Origin of the sequence: Nitratireductor sp. CH_MIT9313-5, from assembly GCF_037029545.1 — a bacterium.
Classification (GTDB): domain Bacteria; phylum Pseudomonadota; class Alphaproteobacteria; order Rhizobiales; family Rhizobiaceae; genus Chelativorans.
The window spans coordinates 506459-523346 of the sequence record NZ_JAYMER010000010.1 but is presented as its reverse complement, the minus strand read 5'-3'; the positions used below and the strand labels follow the sequence as shown (position 1 = coordinate 523346).

The following is a 16888-nucleotide window of genomic DNA, read 5'->3' as shown; positions in this document are numbered from 1 at the left end:
GTCAGCGCTGATCTGTCAGCCGTTCGGCGGGAATGCGCACTTTCATCTCGCCTTTCTTCGGCTCCACGAATGTCGCGAGCGCGAACATTGCCCCATAGACCAGACCCACCAATACGGCGATGACGGTAATAAGCCGGAAGAGGGTCGGCATCAGCAATCAGCCCTGAGCATTTAAAAACAAAGCGGATGTCGATCTTATGAGCACTTGGGTGGGTCAATGCAAGTTTGCACATGACAATTGCTTGACGACGAAGGCCTTTTCATGTCGAACCGGCGTGAGTTCAACAATGCTGGCGCGGGGATGACAGAGACAGCCATCAAGCACAGCGTAGACACACGAACCCTGCTTGAACGGCTGGGGCGGCGCAGCATTGTCTTCGTCGGGCTTATGGGAGCCGGCAAGACCGTCATCGGCCGCAAGGTGGCATCCGCACTCTCCCTCCCCTTCATCGACAGCGACCACGAGATCGAATCCGTCTCGCGCATGAGCATCCCGGACCTGTTTGCAAACTACGGGGAAGCCGAATTTCGTTCGCTGGAGCGCCGCGTGCTGGCCCGCCTGCTGCGTGAGGGCCCGCAGGTCCTCTCCACCGGCGGCGGCGCTTTCATGAGCGAGCGCACCCGAAAGGCCGTTGCGCGCAACGGCGTTTCCGTATGGCTCAAGGCAGACCTCGACACGCTTATGCAACGTGTCGCCAAACGCCAGAACCGGCCGCTTCTTCAGACGGAAAATCCGCGTGCGGTAATGGAGAAGCTGATGGCAGACCGCTACCCGCTCTATGGCGAGGCGAATGTGGTGGTACGCACACGCGACGAATCGAAAGACGTGATCGCCGCCGAGGTACTGGAAGGTCTTGCAGCGCACCTCTTCAAGGATCAATGAGGACATGATGAACGATCACGCTTCAGCGGGACACCAAACCACAGTCAAGGTGGGCCTTGGAGAGCGAAGCTACGAGATCGTCATTGGCCCCGGCATCCTGCGCGAAGCGGGCAATCTTCTGGCGCGCACCCTGCCCGGCGCGCGCACAGCCATCGTCACGGACGAGACCGTCGCCGGCTTCCATCTGGATACACTGAAGTCCGCCCTCGAAAATGCCGGTATCGGAAATGAAGTCATCACCGTATCGCCTGGCGAGAAGAGCAAAAGCTTCGAGCATCTGCAGGCGGTCGTGGACGGCATCTTGTCTGCACGTCTTGAACGGGGTGACGCGGTTATAGCACTAGGCGGCGGCGTGGTCGGCGATCTGGCCGGCTTTGCCTCCGGCATCGTGCGTCGCGGCATGAACTTCGTCCAGATCCCGACATCCCTACTGGCGCAGGTGGATTCCTCCGTTGGCGGCAAGACCGGCATAAACTCCGCCCATGGCAAGAACCTCATCGGCGTCTTCCATCAGCCGAGACTCGTCATTGCGGATACGGCTCTGCTCGACACACTCACACCGCGGGAGTTTCGCGCTGGCTATGCGGAAGTCGCCAAATACGGTCTCATAAACCAGCCCGACTTCTTCGAATGGCTGGAGAAGAACTGGGAAGACATATTTGCAGGCGGCCCCGCCCGCGTGGATGCGATTGCCCGCTCCTGCCAGTCCAAGGCCGACATCGTTGCGCGCGATGAACGCGAATCCGGCGAGCGCGCCCTGCTCAATCTCGGCCACACCTTCGGCCATGCGCTGGAGACGGCCACCGCCTATGACAGCTCACGGCTCGTTCACGGCGAAGCGGTCTCCATCGGCATGGTCATGGCGCATCGTTTTTCCGCCCGCATGAACCTGGCAAGCGTTGACGATGCACAACGTGTCGAGGCGCATCTTCGCGAAGTGGGCCTTCCCACGCGCATGAGTGACATCAAGGGCGATCTCCCTGACGAAGAGAGGCTCCTTACCTATATTGCGCAGGACAAGAAGGTTTCGCGCGGCGCGCTGACCTTCATTCTGACCAATGGCATCGGCCGGTCCTTCATCGCACGCGATGTGCCGGCCTCTGAAGTATTGTCCTTCCTGAGGGAGAACAGACCGCAATGACCGGCGAAATCCTGATCACCGGCGGCATCATCATCGGGCTCATCGCCCTTTCCTTTTTCTTCTCCGGCACAGAGACGGGAATGACAGCCGTTTCGCGTGCGCGATTGCACACGCTCGAGCAGGCAGGCGACAAGCATGCTGGCATTGTTGCCACTCTGGTCACGCGACGCGACCGGCTGGTGGGAGCGCTGCTCATTGGCAACAATCTCGTCAACATTCTTGCTTCCGCGCTGACGACGAGCCTCTTCCTGAATCTCTTCGGAGAAGCGGGCGTGGCATATGCCACCATTATCATGACCGTCCTTCTGGTGATCTTCGCGGAGATCCTGCCGAAGTCGTGGGCCCTGTCGAACCCGGAGCGCTTCTCGCTATTCGTCGCTCCCTTTGCCCGACTGGTCGTGTTGCTTTTCGGCACTCTCTCGTCGGCTGCCAATGCGCTTGTGCGCATCATGCTGGGCCTGTTCGGCGTAAGCCTCTCGCGCGACACATTCATGCTCTCCGCACATGAAGAACTTCGTGGCACCGTGGAAGTGCTGCACCGCGAAGGCGGCGTCTACAAGCAGGACCGTGATCGCCTCGGTGGCTTGCTCGACCTTCACGAACTCGAAGTCTCCGACGTCATGATCCACCGCACCAATATGCGCTCGGTCAATGCCGATGATCCTTCCGAGACCGTGGTCCGCGAGATCCTCAGCAGCCCCTATACACGCATACCGGTCTGGCGCAATTCCACCGAGAACATTGTCGGCGTCGTTCACGCCAAGGACTTGCTGCGCGCGCTCAACGATGTCGAGAATGACTCGAGCCGCATCGACATCATGAAAGTTGCGTCGAAGCCCTGGTTCGTGCCCGACACCACCACGCTTCAGGACCAGCTCAACGCCTTCCTGCGCCGCAAGGCCCATATCGCCATCGTCGTCGACGAATATGGTGAGGTGGAAGGGCTCGTCACGCTGGAAGACATCATCGAGGAGATCGTCGGCGACATCTCCGACGAACACGATGTCGACATGCAGGGCGTGAAGCAGGAAGCGGACGGCTCTGTCGTGGTCGATGGATCGGTGCCGATCCGCGACCTCAACCGTGCGCTCGACTGGAACCTGCCCGACGAGGAAGCCACGACTATCGCCGGGCTCGTCATTCACGAGACGCAGACGATCCCCGAAGAGAAGCAGGCCTTCACCTTCTTCGGCAAGCGCTTCATCGTGATGAAGCGTGACAAGAACCGCATCACGAAGCTGCGCATCCGCCCGGCAGTAGACGAAACCACCTTGGCAAAGTCAGACTGACATTCGCTACCAGCGCGTCGCCTCACCGGGCGCGGCTGGCTCGATTGCCAGCGCATGAACACCCTCGGCCAGTTCCTGTGCCAATGCGTCATTGACCGCCCTGTGGCGGTCGATACGCCCCATGCCCGCGAATTTGGGTGAGACCAGCCGCACGCGGAAATGTGTTTCACCTTGCCCGTCGAAGGTCTCGCCCGCGCTATCGCGATTGTGGTGACCGGCGTGGAGGTGGCTTTCATTGAGGACCTGCATGCGCTCCGGCGCAAAGGCTTCGTTCAATTTCTTTTCAATGCGTTCCTGTATGGACATTACTGTCTCCTCGACCCATATGGGGCGCGCACCCCTGAAATCTTCTCATTTGTCTGGCTAGGTCCCTTAGCTGCGAAAAGTCAATTCTTGTTTCGCCCGGCTCAAGGTCCATAATTCCCGACTCACTCGCACGAACCAGGTAAGCGATGAAAGTGAACTCGAAATATTTCGAGAAAATCAGGATCCGGCCCGACAAGAAGGCTGACGCTGACACAAGTGCGCCGCGCTGTCAGTGGGATGGCTGTGATGCGCCGGGCACCCATCGTGCGCCTGTCGGTCGGGAGCGGGAGGGTGAGTATTTCCGCTTCTGCTTTGACCATGTCCGGGAATACAACAAAGGCTACAACTACTTTTCCGGCCTTCGCGACACGGATATCCAGCGTTTCCAGAAAGAGGCTTTGACCGGACATCGCCCGACATGGAAGGTCGGTTTGACGGGACCCGGTGGCTCCAGGCCTTCCGGCGATTTTGCACCCTTCCGTTCTGGCCGCGCAGGCTACTACAAGCGCATTGGCGACCCCTTCAATCTCTTCGGTGAAGCCGCAGCGGAAGCCCGAGCTGCAAAACCTGCCAAGAGAGTGCGGCCACTTGAGGCCAAGGCGCTGGAAACGCTTGGTCTTGGCGCAGAAGCGACTGGCGAAGACATCAAGGCGCGCTATAAAACCCTGGTAAAGCGTCACCATCCCGATGCGAATGGCGGCGACCGTGGTTCCGAAGCCCGTCTGCGAGAAGTTCTTCAGGCGTACCGGCTTCTCAGGCAGGCGGGTTTCTGCTGACCGCGATCTCTGCTAGACGTTCCGGGTTTTCACGAAAAAGGCTGCGCCGGCTTGGAAAAACGCACAAGCGAGCGCTGGAGGCATGATGAACCAGATGGACCGCGATATCGCCAACCTGCCCGACACGACCGTTTCCGTTCAGGAGACCTTTGGTTTTGAGTCGGACATGGTGGTACCGGCTTATACGACCGCCGATTCCTACGTACCCGATATCGATCCGGACTACCTCTTCGATCGTCAGACCACCATGGCGATCCTTGCAGGCTTTGCATACAATCGCCGCGTCATGGTTTCGGGCTATCACGGCACGGGCAAGTCCACCCATATCGAGCAGGTCGCCGCGCGCCTCAACTGGCCGCTGGTGCGCATCAATCTCGACAGCCATGTCAGCCGTATCGACCTCGTGGGCAAGGATGCCATCGTGGTGAAGGAAGGCAAGCAGGTCACCGAATTCAAGGACGGCATGCTGCCCTGGGCCTACCAGCACAATGTCGCGCTGGTTTTCGATGAATATGACGCCGGTCGCCCGGACGTGATGTTCGTGATTCAGCGTGTTCTGGAATCTTCCGGTCGCCTGACGCTTCTCGACCAGAGCCGCGTTTTGCGCCCGCACCCTGCTTTCCGCCTTTTTGCAACGGCAAACACCGTGGGCCTTGGCGACACGACCGGCCTCTATCACGGCACGCAGCAGATCAACCAGGCGCAGATGGACCGTTGGTCCATCGTGACGACGCTGAACTATCTGCCCCATGACGAGGAAGTCTCGATCGTCCAGGCCAAGGCGAAGCATTACCAGAACGAGGAAGGTCGCGAGACCATCTCCCGTATGGTGCGCGTCGCCGACATGACCCGGTCGGCCTTCATGAATGGCGATCTTTCCACCGTAATGAGCCCGCGCACGGTCATCATGTGGGCGGAGAATGCCGAAATCTTCCGCGATGTGGGCTTTGCCTTCCGCCTCACCTTCCTTAACAAATGCGACGAGCTCGAGCGCACAATTGTGGCCGAGTTCTACCAGCGCGCCTTTGGGGAGGAACTGCCGGAATCCGCAGCCAATGTGGTTCTGAGCTAGGAGCGGCAATCCTTTGAGCACGTCCAACCGCAAGCCTGGCCAGCCCCATGATGCGCCGCTTGACCCCTTCAAGCGCGCGGTCACGAGCTGCATGCGTGCGGTGGCAGGTGATCATGAGCTCGAAGTCGTCTTCTCCAAAGACAAGCCAGGCTTGAGCGGAAGCAGGGCGCGACTCCCGGAACTGGGAAAGAAGGCGACTGCCGAAGCACTGGAAGTGACGCGTGGCCTGGGTGACTCCATGGCCTTGCGCCGCGCACGTCATGACCAGCAGCTACACAGCCGGCTGGCACCCCAGGGCCAGCAGGCGCGTGCGATCTTCGATGCGGTCGAACAGGCCCGCGTCGAAGCGATTGGCGCTCGTGCGATGCCGGGCATGGGTGACAACATCACCGCCATGCTGGAAGACAAATATGCGCGTGCTAATCTCGCCGATGTGACAAGCCGCTCGGAAGCGCCTCTTGAGGAAGCGGTCGCGCTCATGGTCCGCGAGAAACTGACCGGGCGCCCGGCGCCGAAAAGCGCAGAGAAGCTTGTCGCGCTCTGGCGCGACTGGATTACGGAAAAGGCCGGAGCAGATCTCGAGGCACTTGAGCCCAATATCGAAAATCAGGATGCATTCGCGCGTACGGTGCGCGACCTGCTCGGTTCGATGGAGATGGGCGAGGAGCTGGAAGAAGAGCAACCTCTCGACGAAGACGAGAACGCGGAAGACCAGCCGCAAGGCGAAGACTCTTCCGACGAAGGCGATACCGACGAGGCCGAGGGCGAAAGCGCCCAGGCCGAGGAAAGCGATGCCGCCGGCGAGGACCAGGAAACTGGCGAGAGCGAGCCATCCGAGTCCACCGCCGAAGATGCGGGCGAAGACGAGGATATCGACACGGAGACGCCCGGCGAGGCGCGCAGGCCGGACAACCCGTTCGACCAGGCGGCCAGCGAGATGGATTACAAGGTCTTCACGACCAAATTTGATGAGACCATCGGCGCTGAAGAACTCTGCGACGAGGAAGAGCTTGACCGCCTGCGCGGTTATCTCGACAAGCAGCTCGCCAATCTGCAGGGCGTTGTCGGGCGGCTGGCCAACCGCCTGCAGCGCCGCCTGATGGCGCAGCAGAACCGCTCCTGGGACTTCGACCTCGAAGAAGGTGTTCTGGATACGGCCCGCCTCGTGCGCCTTGTCATCGATCCGATGCAGCCGCTCTCCTTCAAGCAGGAGCAGGACACCAATTTCCGCGATACCGTGGTGACGCTGGTGCTCGACAATTCCGGCTCCATGCGCGGTCGCCCGATTTCGGTTGCGGCAACCTGTGCCGATATCCTTGCACGCACGCTGGAGCGCTGCGGTGTGCGCGTGGAAATACTCGGCTTCACCACCCGCGCATGGAAAGGCGGGCAGGCGCGCGAGCAGTGGCTGAAGGACGGCAAGCCCGCCACACCGGGCCGCCTCAACGACCTGCGCCACATCATCTACAAATCCGCCGACGCCCCCTGGCGCCGCGCGCGCCGCAACCTCGGCCTCATGATGCGCGAGGGACTGCTCAAGGAAAACATCGACGGCGAGGCGCTTCTCTGGGCGCATCAGCGCCTGATGGCGCGGCCGGAGCAGCGCAAGATCATGATGATGATCTCCGACGGCGCGCCGGTGGATGACTCCACCCTGTCGGTCAATCCGGGCAATTATCTCGAACGCCACCTGCGCGGCGTGATCGACCTGATCGAGACGCGCTCACCCGTCGAGCTTCTCGCCATCGGCATCGGCCACGACGTCACGCGCTATTACCGCCGCGCCGTCACCATCGTCGATGCGGAAGAGCTGGCGGGCGCGATGACCGAGCAGCTTGCATCGCTTTTCGAAGAGGAAGGGCGCGGACGCGGAAGCCGTAATGGAAACATGCGCCGTGCGGGCTAGCCTGCTCCGTCTGGCCGCCAGCGGCTGCATCAGCCTGATTGCAATCAGCAGTGTCACACAGGCACAGGCGGAAGCCATCGAGATTAAGGCGCGCCCGATTGAGCAGTTCCGCATCGGACATCAGCAGAGCGAATTTGGCTCACTGGAATTCATCGGTGGACTGGAAATGGTCTCCCCTGCTCGCGATTTCGGCGCAATCTCCTCCATGCGCTTTATCGACGGCACGACTTTTCTGGCCGTAACTGACACCGGCTTCTGGCTGCGGGGTCAGGTGGAACATGATGATGACCAGCGCCCGAGCGGAATCAACAATGCGCGCATGGACCCCATCCGTGACGAAAATGGCAATGCCAGTGGCGAGAAGTGGACGACCGATGCCGAGGCCCTGGCCGTCGGGAATGGCCGTGCCACGGTTGGCTTCGAGCGCGTTCATCGTGTCGTGGAATATGAGCTTTCGGAGGACATGTCCGGCGGGCCGCTCAGCGAAGTGGACTATCTCGTTCCTCGCAACGAGCTTCGCTCCAACCGAAGTTTCGAGACTATCGCCTATGCGCCTGCCAACGGTGCCCTGGCGGGCGCCCGCATCGCAGTCAGCGAGCGCAGCATTGACGAGAACGGCAACATCTTCGCCGCCATCCTCGAAGGGCCCCGCAAGGGCATTTTCAAGGTGAAGCGGTCGGACGACTTTGACGTAACCGACGGTGCGTTCCTGCCCTCCGGCGATCTCATACTGCTCGAGCGCCGTTTTTCCATGGCCACGGGCGTCGCCATGCGTCTGCGCCGCATTGGCGGTAACACATTGGCCAGGGATGCGCTTGTGGATGGTCAGGTGCTGCTGGAAGCAGACATGAGCTACCAGATCGACAATATGGAAGCGCTGGATGTCTGGCAGCGCCAGGACGGCGCCACCATGCTCTCGATCATGTCAGACGACAATCACTCGATCCTGCAGCGCAATCTCTATCTGGAGTTCACGCTGCAGGATCTGATTGATTAACTTGCAGCTTCCGCGGGCTGGGTCAGAGCCAGGACCCCACGATAGGGAACCAGCATCGCCAGCCCCACCAGGATCTTCACGCCGAAGTCGCCTAGCGCCAGCGAGACCCAAAGCGGCACCATGGCGCCAAAACCAAGCAGCGGCACTTCGAAGGCGAGCGAGCCGTCGGTAAGGCCAAGACCGGTGTCGAGGATGGCAAAGGCTCCCGCAAATGCGATCGAGAAGAACAGCACCGTATCTAGCACCGAACCGATCAGCGTGGAGATCAGCGGCGCACGCCACCAGGCATTGCCCCGCAGCCGGTTAAAGACAGCGGTATCAAGCAACTGAGCGGAGAGGAAGGCCGTGCCCGACGCAAGCGCAATGCGCGGCGTGGCAAGCCATATCGACAGAAGAACAGCCAGAGCGAAACCAACAAGCACCACCCTGCGCGCAGCGACAGGCCCGAAGCGGCGATTGGTCAGATCATTGATCAGAAACGCAGCCGGATAGGTGAAGGCACCCCAGGTGAGGATCTCACCAAGGCCAAGATGGCTGAACGGGTATTGAACGAGAATGTTGGAGGCAACGACCGTAACGGCCATTGCGGCCACGAAGGGCCAGACAGCATATATGCGTGTCATTTTTTTATCCTGGGTGATGGAACCAGTGGACGGGCCCGAAGGGCCCATCCGAAAGGATCGGGTTGCTTATGCAGCTTCCTGTTCGGAAAGCTTCTTTGCCACCTGCTTCTTGATCAGACGGGCACGCTGGGACAGCTCGTTGGACTTTGCCTTTAGAAGGAAAGCGTCCAGGCCGCCACGATGCTCGACCGTGCGCAGTGCTGCAGCGGAAACGCGCAGGCGGAAGTTCTGGCCGAGAGCCTCGGACATCAGCGTCACATCGCACAGATTGGGCAGGAAACGCCGACGGGTCTTGTTGTTGGCGTGGCTCACATTGTTGCCGCTCATCACGGCCTTACCGGTCAGTTCGCAAGCGCGGGACATATTTTCTACCTTATCTTTCGGGCCATGATACTCCCACCGCACCTGTGAGTGCGGCTAGTGAAAGCATCAAGCAGCCTCGTGGAAATTGCGCTTCCCATAAAGGCATTCCGCCATAACGTCAAGTAAACAGCGCCTCCCGTGCCGAGAGAGCACCTGAAGTTGCAGGACCATCCCCATAAATGCCGGATTTGACCTTCTCATACAAAATGAAGGGACGCCCATCCAAGGAACTGAAATGAAGATCCGCCATCTTTTTGCGCTTGCATTGACCGGTGCCTGTCTTGCCCCCTCTGCGGCCGTGACGCAGGAGCGCTCGGTGCGCATGCGCTATGACGCCTACTATCTGGGTCTGCCCATCGGCAAGGCGGAGTTCGACACCCGCCTCAACAAGGCCGGCTATGCAATCTCCGGCAGCTTCGCGAGCGCGGGGCTCGTTCGCATCTTCGACCAGACCAACGGCACGATAAGCATCAATGGGCGCTTTGCAGGCGGTGAAGTGCGCCCTTCCAGCTACGACCTGAAATATGAAAGCGGCAAGAAGAGAAAGCGCACGACCATTGCCTTCAGCGGCGAAAAGGTGAGCAAAACAACGAACGTCCCGGAACTGAAGAAGCGCAAGGACAAGGTACCGCTGAAAAAGAGCCACCTCTCAGGCGTGACTGACCCGATTTCCGCCAGCCTGATCAACACGAGCGATGCGGCCTCTGTCTGTCGTCAGACCCTGAAAGTCTATGACGGCGAAATGCGGATTGATCTCAAACTGTCCCCTGCCCCACGCAGCGAACATTTCAAACAGGCTGCCGTCACCTGCCGGGGGAAATTCGTGCCGCTTTCCGGACATCGCCCGAACCATTCCTCAATCAAGTTTCTGCGCGACAAGGCGGTCATTCGCATCGGATTCAACCCGGTCGAAGGCACCAGCCTCTACTCGCCCTCCGAAGCAATCGTGGGAACAAAGATCGGCAACGTGCATGTAAAGGCGCGGCGCACCCGGTAATGCACCGTACCAATGGGATGATCTGTGCCATTGCGCATAAGCTCCGGTGAGAGCAAAAGCTGCATGACTTTGGCAGCAGGGCAACCAACATGATCAAGGCGACACTGATAGGCTTTTCCGCTGTGGTGATGTGGGCGCTGCTGGCCCTGTTCACCGCAGCCTCGGGCAATGTACCGCCATTCCTGCTATCGGCGCTATCGTTCAGCGTTGCTGCCCTTCTTGGTCTTGCGGCCCGTCCCTTCACGCCAAACGACAATGCACAGCCCGTGCCGGTGACCGCGTGGATCGTGGGCATTGCGGGCTTGTTCGGCTACCACTTCTTCTATTTCACCGCGCTGCGCAACGCACCGGCAGTAGAAGCCAGTTTAATCGCCTATCTCTGGCCGCTGCTCATCGTGCTTGGCTCCGCCCTGATGCCTGGTGAGCGCCTGGGCTGGCACCACATCGCTGGTGCATTGATGGGCCTGGCGGGAACCTTCCTCATCATCACGAAAGGGGGCGGCTTCACCTATAATTCCGAATTCGCCCTCGGCTATGCCGCAGCCGGAGCCTGCGCGCTCTTCTGGTCCGGATATTCGCTGTTGTCGCGTCGCTTTCAGGCGGTGCCGACCAGCATAGTGACATGGTACTGCGCGGCAACTGCAGCACTTTCGGCGCTCTGTCACCTGGCACTTGAAACCACCATTTGGCCCGCCACGCTGCAGGAATGGCTGGCCGTGGCCGGTCTCGGTCTGCTGCCTGTCGGAGCAGCCTTCTACGCCTGGGATTTCGGCGTGAAGCACGGGAACATCCAGGTGCTGGGCGCCGCCAGCTATGCAGCACCTCTACTTTCCACCATCGTGCTGATCCTTGCCGGTCAGGCCGAAGCGACCGCCAACATCGTTGCGGCCTGTCTCCTGATTACCGGAGGCGCTGCACTGGCGGCCAAGAACATGATCCTGCGCCAGCGATCCGCTGCACCGGCGGAGTAGTTTCAGGCGAGATCCTTGCGCTTGCGGATCTCCGCGAAGACTTCCGCATCACTCGCCTGCTCCATACCCAGATTGCGCCGGATGACCGGGTCATGCCAGCGCATGAAGGGGTTCGTGGCAAGCTCTTCGGCAATCGTGGTGGGAAGCGTTGGTTTGCCTTCCGCGCGCAATCTTTTGATCTTGTCGGCACGCTCCTTGAGGGCCGAATTTGATGGATCGACCGTCAGCGCGAAGCGGGCATTCGCCTGCGTATATTCGTGTCCGCAATAGACTTGCGTTTCCAGTGGCAACGCCGCCAGCTTCTTCAACGTTTCCAGCATGACCGGTGGCTTGCACTCGAAAAGCCGCCCGCATCCAAGTGCAAATAGTGTGTCGGCTGTGAAGACGACATTCGCTCCGGCAAAATGATAGGAGACATGCCCTGCCGTGTGGCCGGGCGTCTCGATCACACGCGCCCTGGCTGCGCCGATCTCCACGACATCACCCTCACCTACCTTCTGGTCAATACCGGGTATGCGATCAGCTTCTGCGGCAGGACCGATGATCTTGAGCCCGAACCGCTCCTTGAGCGCCAGATTGGCCTCCACATGGTCGGGATGATGATGGGTCGTGAGGATAAAACTCGGCCGCCAGCCAGTACGACCAATCATCTCCAGAATGGCCGTTTCCTCTGGCGCGTCGACCAGTGCAACGGTTCCCGTCTCGCTGTCGCGCAACAGAATGCCGAAATTATCACTCCGGCACATGAACTGTTCGATCTGAAGCGTCATCATCCCCTCCATCTGGTCGCCGCGCACGATAGAGCGGGCTCGCCTGCTTGTCATCTCCGGCAGGTAATTCTTGCGCCCGAACGAGGGTGAACATACCGTCACCGCCATGAATTCTGATATCGTTGATCTCAAGGCATTTTATTCCTCCGTTCTGGGAAGGCTTACCGAGCGTTCCATCGCGATGGCGCTGACAAGCCTTTGGTCGCGTCTTCCCGATGAACGGCTGGTGGGGCTTGGCTATGCTCTGCCTTGGCTGGAGCGTTTCGCGCCGGATGCGGAGCGTTGCTTTGCCTTCATGCCCGCCCGTCAAGGTGCGGTTCGCTGGCCGGCACAAGCTCCCTCCGCCACGGCACTGGTCTTCGAGGAGGAATTGCCTTTGAGCGATTCCTCAATAGATCGCATGCTGCTGGTGCACACGCTGGAGCACATGGAGAATCCGGGCCAGGCACTGAGCGAGATCTGGCGGGTGCTTGCCCCTGGCGGAAAGCTGATCCTTGTCGTGCCGAACCGACGCGGCATGTGGGCGCGCTTTGAACATACGCCCTTCGGCACGGGCCGGCCTTATTCGCGCGCACAGCTCACCACGATCCTGCGCGAAGCGAATTTCACGCCGACCAAATGGGCCGATGCCCTGCATTTCCCACCTTCCGAAAAGCGCTGGATCATGCGCCTGCACCGGTGGATGGAGCAGGCGGGACGGCGGTTCTGGCCCTTGTTCGCAGGCGTACTCGTGGTGGAAGCTGAAAAGCGCCTCTACCAGGGCATCAGGGTCACCAGACGCCAGAAGCGCAAGGTTCTGGTGCCGGTGCTCTCACCGCAGGGTGCAACCATGGCCGGGGCGAAACGCGAGCCTGTCGAGGAATAGCTATGTGGCATGACGAGCGCATCACGAAAATGCTTGGTATCAGCAAGCCCCTGCTGCTTGCCCCGATGGCAGGCTCCGGTGGCAGCGCACTTGCCATTGCGGTGATGAAAGCAGGTGGCCTCGGCGCGCTCCCCTGCGCGATGCTGAAGCCCGACCAGATCCGGAAGGAGGTCCTGACCATCCGGACGGCAGTCGCCGGGCCGCTCAATCTCAACTTCTTCTGCCACTGCGAACCGGATGCGGACAAGAGCCGCGAAAGCCTGTGGCTGGAGCGACTGGCGCCTTATTACAAGGAGCTCGATGTACAGCCGCCTGAAGAGATTTCCGGCGCAGGCCGCAATCCGTTCAATGAGGAAGCCTGCGCATTGGTCGAGGAGCTGAAACCGGAGGTGGTGAGCTTTCATTTCGGTCTGCCCGATGCCGATTTGCTGGAGCGAGTCTTCGTCACAGGCGCGAAGGTCATTGCGACAGCGACCACCGTCACAGAGGCGCGCGAGCTCGAAGCGCGTGGCTGCGACGCGGTCATCGCTCAAGGCGTGGAGGCCGGTGGCCACCGTGGTATCTTTATGGAAAGCTCGCTTGCAGCACAGCCAACCACCATGGCGCTCGTGCCGCAGGTGGCGGATGCGGTTACCTTGCCCGTTATCGCAGCAGGTGGCATTGGCGACGGCAGGGCGATAGCCGCAGCATTCCAGCTCGGCGCATCTGCGGTCCAGATCGGCACTGCCTTCCTGCGCTCGCCGGAAGCCTTGACCTCGAAATTTCACCGCCGTGCTTTGGCAGAAGCAAAGGACGACCAGACGGTACTGACCAACATCTTCACCGGTCGCCCCGCCAGAAGCATCATCAACAGGGCAATCATGGAGCTCGGCCCCATCGCGGCAGACGCCCCCGCCTTCCCGCGCGCGACTGCCGCCCTGACTCCGCTGCGCAACGCAGCGGAAGAACGCGATTCCGGGGACTTCTCGCCACTTTGGGCCGGTCAGGCGGTGGCCTTGGCGAGGGAGGCACCTGCCGAAGAAATCTTCAAAAGCCTGATGGAAGGAGCCGAGGAGATGGCCCGGCCCTCGTTCTTCAAGCGCATCAGAAGCGCAGGCTCAGCCCGCTGGAGATCGTAACCGCCTCAAGCTGCGCACCGGCACCGTCGGCATCGCTGTCGGTGACCATGCCGTCATCGATTTTGCTGAGCACGACATCTCCAACACCGTGGAAATAGCGGTCATAGGCCGCGGCCAGGAAGATGCTTGTCATCGGAGCCACGGCATATTCTGCCCGTCCTGAGAGGCTGATGAATGGCAGGGCGTTGAACTCGTCATCGAAACGGGTGTTGGTCTGCCAGTGCCAGTCGTGGTCCTGTGCGTTGATCGTCACACCCCCACGCGCCTGCGCGATCAGGGTGAGGTCGCTTATGCGGGTTTGCGCACGTGCGCCGATAAAGACACCGGGAAGCTTCTGTCGATAGGAGATGGCGCGCTGGCCTTCAGGCTCGGTGCCGGTCTCGTTCCGGTATCCGCCATTCTCGCTATAGACATAAGAGCCGCCATAGGAAGCCCATCTCACATCCGTATATTTGAAACCGGCGTGCAGATTGACGCTTGAGGTCACCAGCGAGAAGTTGCGGCCAAGCGCAATATCACCGGTGAAATAGTGCTCCAGATCAGTATTCGGATGCTCAGAGCGATCCGACCAGTCTTCAAAAGCGAAGCTGGGTGCGGCATCCAGCCAGTCATAGTCGACCATATGACTGTCGCCGTTGAGGCCGATTGTTACATGGGAAATGATGCCCCAATTGTTGCCAAGGTCGATTTCCGCTGCCGCAGTCACGACCGGAACGTCGGACTCCCAGAAAAGTTGGCTGATGCGATTGCCGGCATCGTCATAGACGAACTCTTCCGCGCTCAGTGACGCATAACCCACGCCGCCAAGCAGACGGATACGCTCTGGCACGATCAGGTCCGGATTGCCAACAGCCTCCAGTTCTGCTGCCTGCAGAGGCAAGGCCGAAAGGAAGGACACAGAAACCGCCAAACTCAACTTCTTCATGAAACCACCCCGTTCAAATCCCGGCCCTCCCTACCAACCTATTGGTTAAGAAAGGCAACCGGAAAGAACCTGCAGGTGATCTTCAGCGCTTCAGAAGAAACACCGCCTGCTGACCGAAGAAGTTCCAGAACCACCAGGGCATGGAGAGGCCAATCTTCTGGCCAGTCGCATCAAGTGCCGTGGCGCTTTCGACGGTTGCTCCGAGTTCGTCCGAAAGTTCCACGAAATCGCGGATCGTGCAGAAATGGATGTTCGGCGTATCATACCAGGAATAGGGCAGATCCTTCGTCACCGGCATTCGCCCCTTCATGAGTAGCGAGAGCCGCACGCGCCAATGCCCGAAATTAGGAAAGGAAACGATGGCGCGGTCGCCGATCCGCAAGAGCTCGTCCAGCACCTTCTTGGGATTGTGCGTGGCCTGCAGCGTCTGCGACAGCACCACATAGTCGAAGCCCTTGTCAGGATAGAAACGAAGGTCGCGGTCCGCATCCCCCTGAATGACAGAAAGCCCACGCGCCACGCATTCGTTGACGCCTCGCTGGGACAGCTCGACCCCGCGCCCGTCCACCCCCTTCTGCACCTGCAGCAGTTCGAGAAGCGATCCGTCGCCCGACCCGACATCTAGAACCTTCGACCCGGGTTCGATCAGATCGGCAATGACCTGCAGGTCCACGCGCTGTGCATTGTTTACACTCATCAGATCAGCCCCGCATTGCGCGCCGCAGCTTTCAGGAAACCATCAATCGCCGCATGAAATTCCGGCTCATCGAGAAGGAAGGCATCATGGCCGCGGTCGGTCTCGATCTCCACGAAGGAAACGGAAGCGCCGGCAGCGTTGAGTGCATGAACCACCATGCGGCTCTCTTCGGTTGGAAACAGCCAGTCGCTAGTGAAGGAGACCACGCAAAAGCGGGTCCTGGTGCCCTTGAAGGCTTTCGACAGCATCCCACCATGCTCGCTCGCCAGATCGAAATAGTCCATCGCTCGCGTCAGATAGAGATAGGAATTGGCATCGAAGCGATCGACGAAGGTGATGCCTTGGTGCCGCAGATAGCTTTCGATCTGGAAATCGGCGTCAAATCCGAAGGTCGGTTGGTCGCGATCCTGCAGGTTGCGGCCGAATTTGCGGTGCAGCGCGGGCTCGGACAGATAGGTGATATGCGCGGCCATGCGCGCGACAGCGAGCCCCTTTCCGGGATGGCGTCCATCCTTCAGATAGGCGCCACCGCGCCAGTCCGGGTCAGCCATGACGGCCTGGCGCCCGACTTCGTGGAAGGCGATGTTTTGCGCCGTGTGGCGCGCGCCCGTGGCAATGGGCACCGCAGTGTTTACGCGCTCGGGATAGCTTGCCGCCCATTCCAGAACCTGCATGCCTCCCATCGACCCCCCGACGACGGAGAACAGTCGCTCGATGCCCAGATGTTCAACCAGCATGGCCTGCGCGCGCACCATGTCCTTGATGGTGATGACCGGCAGGCCGAGGCCATAAGCCTGTCCGGTCTCCTCGTTGAGGGAAGCGGGTCCGGTAGAACCAAGACAGCTTCCAATCACGTTCGAGCAGATGACGAAGAAGCGGTCCGTATCGATGACCTTGCCCGGCCCAACCAGCGCTTCCCACCAGCCGGGCTTGCCGGTAACCGGATGCTGGTTGGCAACATGCTGGTCGCCGGTCAGAGCGTGGCAGATCAGGATCGCGTTGCTCTTGTCCGCATTCAGTTCGCCATAGGTCTGATAGGCGACTTGGAACGGCGACAGCGTGATACCGGCGGCAAGATGCAGCGGCTTGTCTGGTCCGAACCGCACCACCTTGCTGGAGGGATTGTTCGCCTCGTCCCGCGCTTTCGCGACCCGGGATTTCACCATATCCACGCTCCTTCGCCCCTATG

19 protein-coding genes are annotated in these 16888 nt (G+C 60.2%); 11 read left to right on the top strand and 8 right to left on the bottom strand.

Annotated elements, in window-relative coordinates; translation table 11 throughout:
* Position 1: 1 nt before the first annotated feature.
* Positions 2–151 (bottom strand): hypothetical protein, encoded by a 150-nt coding sequence (locus WA367_RS03795; RefSeq protein WP_036486197.1) that lies wholly within the window; start codon positions 149–151, stop codon positions 2–4.
* Between the two features lie 150 nt (positions 152–301).
* Here WA367_RS03795 and WA367_RS03790 point away from each other — a divergent pair, with 150 nt between their 5' ends.
* The 3 genes from WA367_RS03790 to WA367_RS03780 are packed head-to-tail and all read left to right on the top strand — an operon-like array spanning position 302 to position 3313.
* Positions 302–883: a shikimate kinase gene (locus tag WA367_RS03790; RefSeq protein WP_336055526.1), complete on the top strand. Its 582-nt coding sequence runs from the start codon at positions 302–304 to the stop codon at positions 881–883.
* Positions 884–890: 7 nt separating this feature from the next.
* Entirely contained in the window at positions 891–2024 is a 1134-nt protein-coding gene (gene aroB / locus WA367_RS03785) for a 3-dehydroquinate synthase (RefSeq protein ID WP_336055525.1), read from the top strand.
* The gene (locus tag WA367_RS03780) at positions 2021–3313 is read left to right on the top strand and encodes an HlyC/CorC family transporter (protein WP_336055443.1); all 1293 of its coding nucleotides are present in this window, start codon (positions 2021–2023) and stop codon (positions 3311–3313) included. Before aroB ends, WA367_RS03780 begins: the two co-directional genes overlap by 4 nt.
* Before the next feature lie 6 nt (positions 3314–3319).
* Here WA367_RS03780 and WA367_RS03775 read toward each other — a convergent pair whose 3' ends face one another.
* Positions 3320–3619, bottom strand: coding sequence for a BolA family protein (locus tag WA367_RS03775; protein WP_336055442.1), 300 nt, complete (start codon positions 3617–3619; stop codon positions 3320–3322).
* A gap of 146 nt (positions 3620–3765) precedes the next feature.
* On the opposite strand from WA367_RS03775, the gene WA367_RS03770 reads away from it, so the two are divergent.
* The 4 genes from WA367_RS03770 to WA367_RS03755 all read left to right on the top strand — a co-directional run bounded on the left by WA367_RS03770 (position 3766) and on the right by WA367_RS03755 (position 8370).
* Positions 3766–4395: a J domain-containing protein gene (locus WA367_RS03770; protein WP_336055441.1), complete on the top strand. Its 630-nt coding sequence runs from the start codon at positions 3766–3768 to the stop codon at positions 4393–4395.
* 85 nt (positions 4396–4480) lie between these two features.
* The gene (gene cobS / locus WA367_RS03765) at positions 4481–5467 is read left to right on the top strand and encodes a cobaltochelatase subunit CobS (protein WP_036486541.1); all 987 of its coding nucleotides are present in this window, start codon (positions 4481–4483) and stop codon (positions 5465–5467) included.
* Positions 5468–5480: 13 nt separating this feature from the next.
* Positions 5481–7373, top strand: coding sequence for a cobaltochelatase subunit CobT (cobT, locus tag WA367_RS03760; RefSeq protein WP_336055440.1), 1893 nt, complete (start codon positions 5481–5483; stop codon positions 7371–7373).
* Positions 7348–8370 carry an esterase-like activity of phytase family protein gene (locus WA367_RS03755; RefSeq protein ID WP_336055439.1) on the top strand — a complete coding sequence of 341 codons (1023 nt, stop codon included), beginning with the start codon at positions 7348–7350 and terminating at the stop codon, positions 8368–8370. Before cobT ends, WA367_RS03755 begins: the two co-directional genes overlap by 26 nt.
* Here the strand turns inward: WA367_RS03755 and WA367_RS03750 are convergent.
* Positions 8367–8993, bottom strand: a complete 627-nt coding sequence (locus WA367_RS03750) for a VUT family protein (protein ID WP_336055438.1) — start codon at positions 8991–8993, stop codon at positions 8367–8369. The two genes, WA367_RS03755 and WA367_RS03750, sit on opposite strands and share 4 nt — an antisense overlap.
* A 66-nt stretch (positions 8994–9059) precedes the next feature.
* A complete protein-coding gene (gene rpmB, locus WA367_RS03745) occupies positions 9060–9356 on the bottom strand; it encodes a 50S ribosomal protein L28 (protein WP_036486185.1) in 297 nt (98 codons plus the stop codon).
* A gap of 235 nt (positions 9357–9591) precedes the next feature.
* Here rpmB and WA367_RS03740 point away from each other — a divergent pair, with 235 nt between their 5' ends.
* Together WA367_RS03740 and yddG are read left to right on the top strand one after the other, a co-directional pair.
* Positions 9592–10353 (top strand): DUF3108 domain-containing protein, encoded by a 762-nt coding sequence (locus tag WA367_RS03740; RefSeq protein WP_336055437.1) that lies wholly within the window; start codon positions 9592–9594, stop codon positions 10351–10353.
* Positions 10354–10442: 89 nt separating this feature from the next.
* Positions 10443–11324, top strand: a complete 882-nt coding sequence (gene yddG / locus WA367_RS03735) for an aromatic amino acid exporter YddG (RefSeq protein WP_336055436.1) — start codon at positions 10443–10445, stop codon at positions 11322–11324.
* A 2-nt stretch (positions 11325–11326) separates the two neighbouring features.
* Here yddG and gloB read toward each other — a convergent pair whose 3' ends face one another.
* On the bottom strand, positions 11327–12094 hold the full coding sequence (gloB, locus tag WA367_RS03730) for a hydroxyacylglutathione hydrolase (protein WP_336055524.1): 768 nt from the start codon (positions 12092–12094) through the stop codon (positions 11327–11329).
* A gap of 106 nt (positions 12095–12200) precedes the next feature.
* On the opposite strand from gloB, the gene WA367_RS03725 reads away from it, so the two are divergent.
* Both WA367_RS03725 and WA367_RS03720 read left to right on the top strand, forming a co-directional pair.
* Complete coding sequence (locus WA367_RS03725; protein WP_336055435.1) at positions 12201–12959, top strand: methyltransferase domain-containing protein; 759 nt, start codon at positions 12201–12203, stop codon at positions 12957–12959.
* A gap of 2 nt (positions 12960–12961) precedes the next feature.
* Positions 12962–14077, top strand: a complete 1116-nt coding sequence (locus WA367_RS03720) for an NAD(P)H-dependent flavin oxidoreductase (RefSeq protein WP_336055434.1) — start codon at positions 12962–12964, stop codon at positions 14075–14077.
* On the opposite strand, the gene WA367_RS03715 is transcribed toward WA367_RS03720, so the two are convergent.
* The 3 genes from WA367_RS03715 to metX form a co-directional block, all read right to left on the bottom strand.
* Positions 14043–15002 carry an omptin family outer membrane protease gene (locus WA367_RS03715; RefSeq protein ID WP_336055433.1) on the bottom strand — a complete coding sequence of 320 codons (960 nt, stop codon included), beginning with the start codon at positions 15000–15002 and terminating at the stop codon, positions 14043–14045. The two genes, WA367_RS03720 and WA367_RS03715, sit on opposite strands and share 35 nt — an antisense overlap.
* A gap of 82 nt (positions 15003–15084) precedes the next feature.
* Entirely contained in the window at positions 15085–15699 is a 615-nt protein-coding gene (gene metW / locus WA367_RS03710) for a methionine biosynthesis protein MetW (protein ID WP_336055432.1), read from the bottom strand.
* On the bottom strand, positions 15699–16865 hold the full coding sequence (metX, locus tag WA367_RS03705) for a homoserine O-acetyltransferase MetX (RefSeq protein ID WP_336055431.1): 1167 nt from the start codon (positions 16863–16865) through the stop codon (positions 15699–15701). The genes metW and metX overlap by 1 nt, the downstream gene beginning before the upstream one ends.
* Positions 16866–16888: the final 23 nt, after the last annotated feature.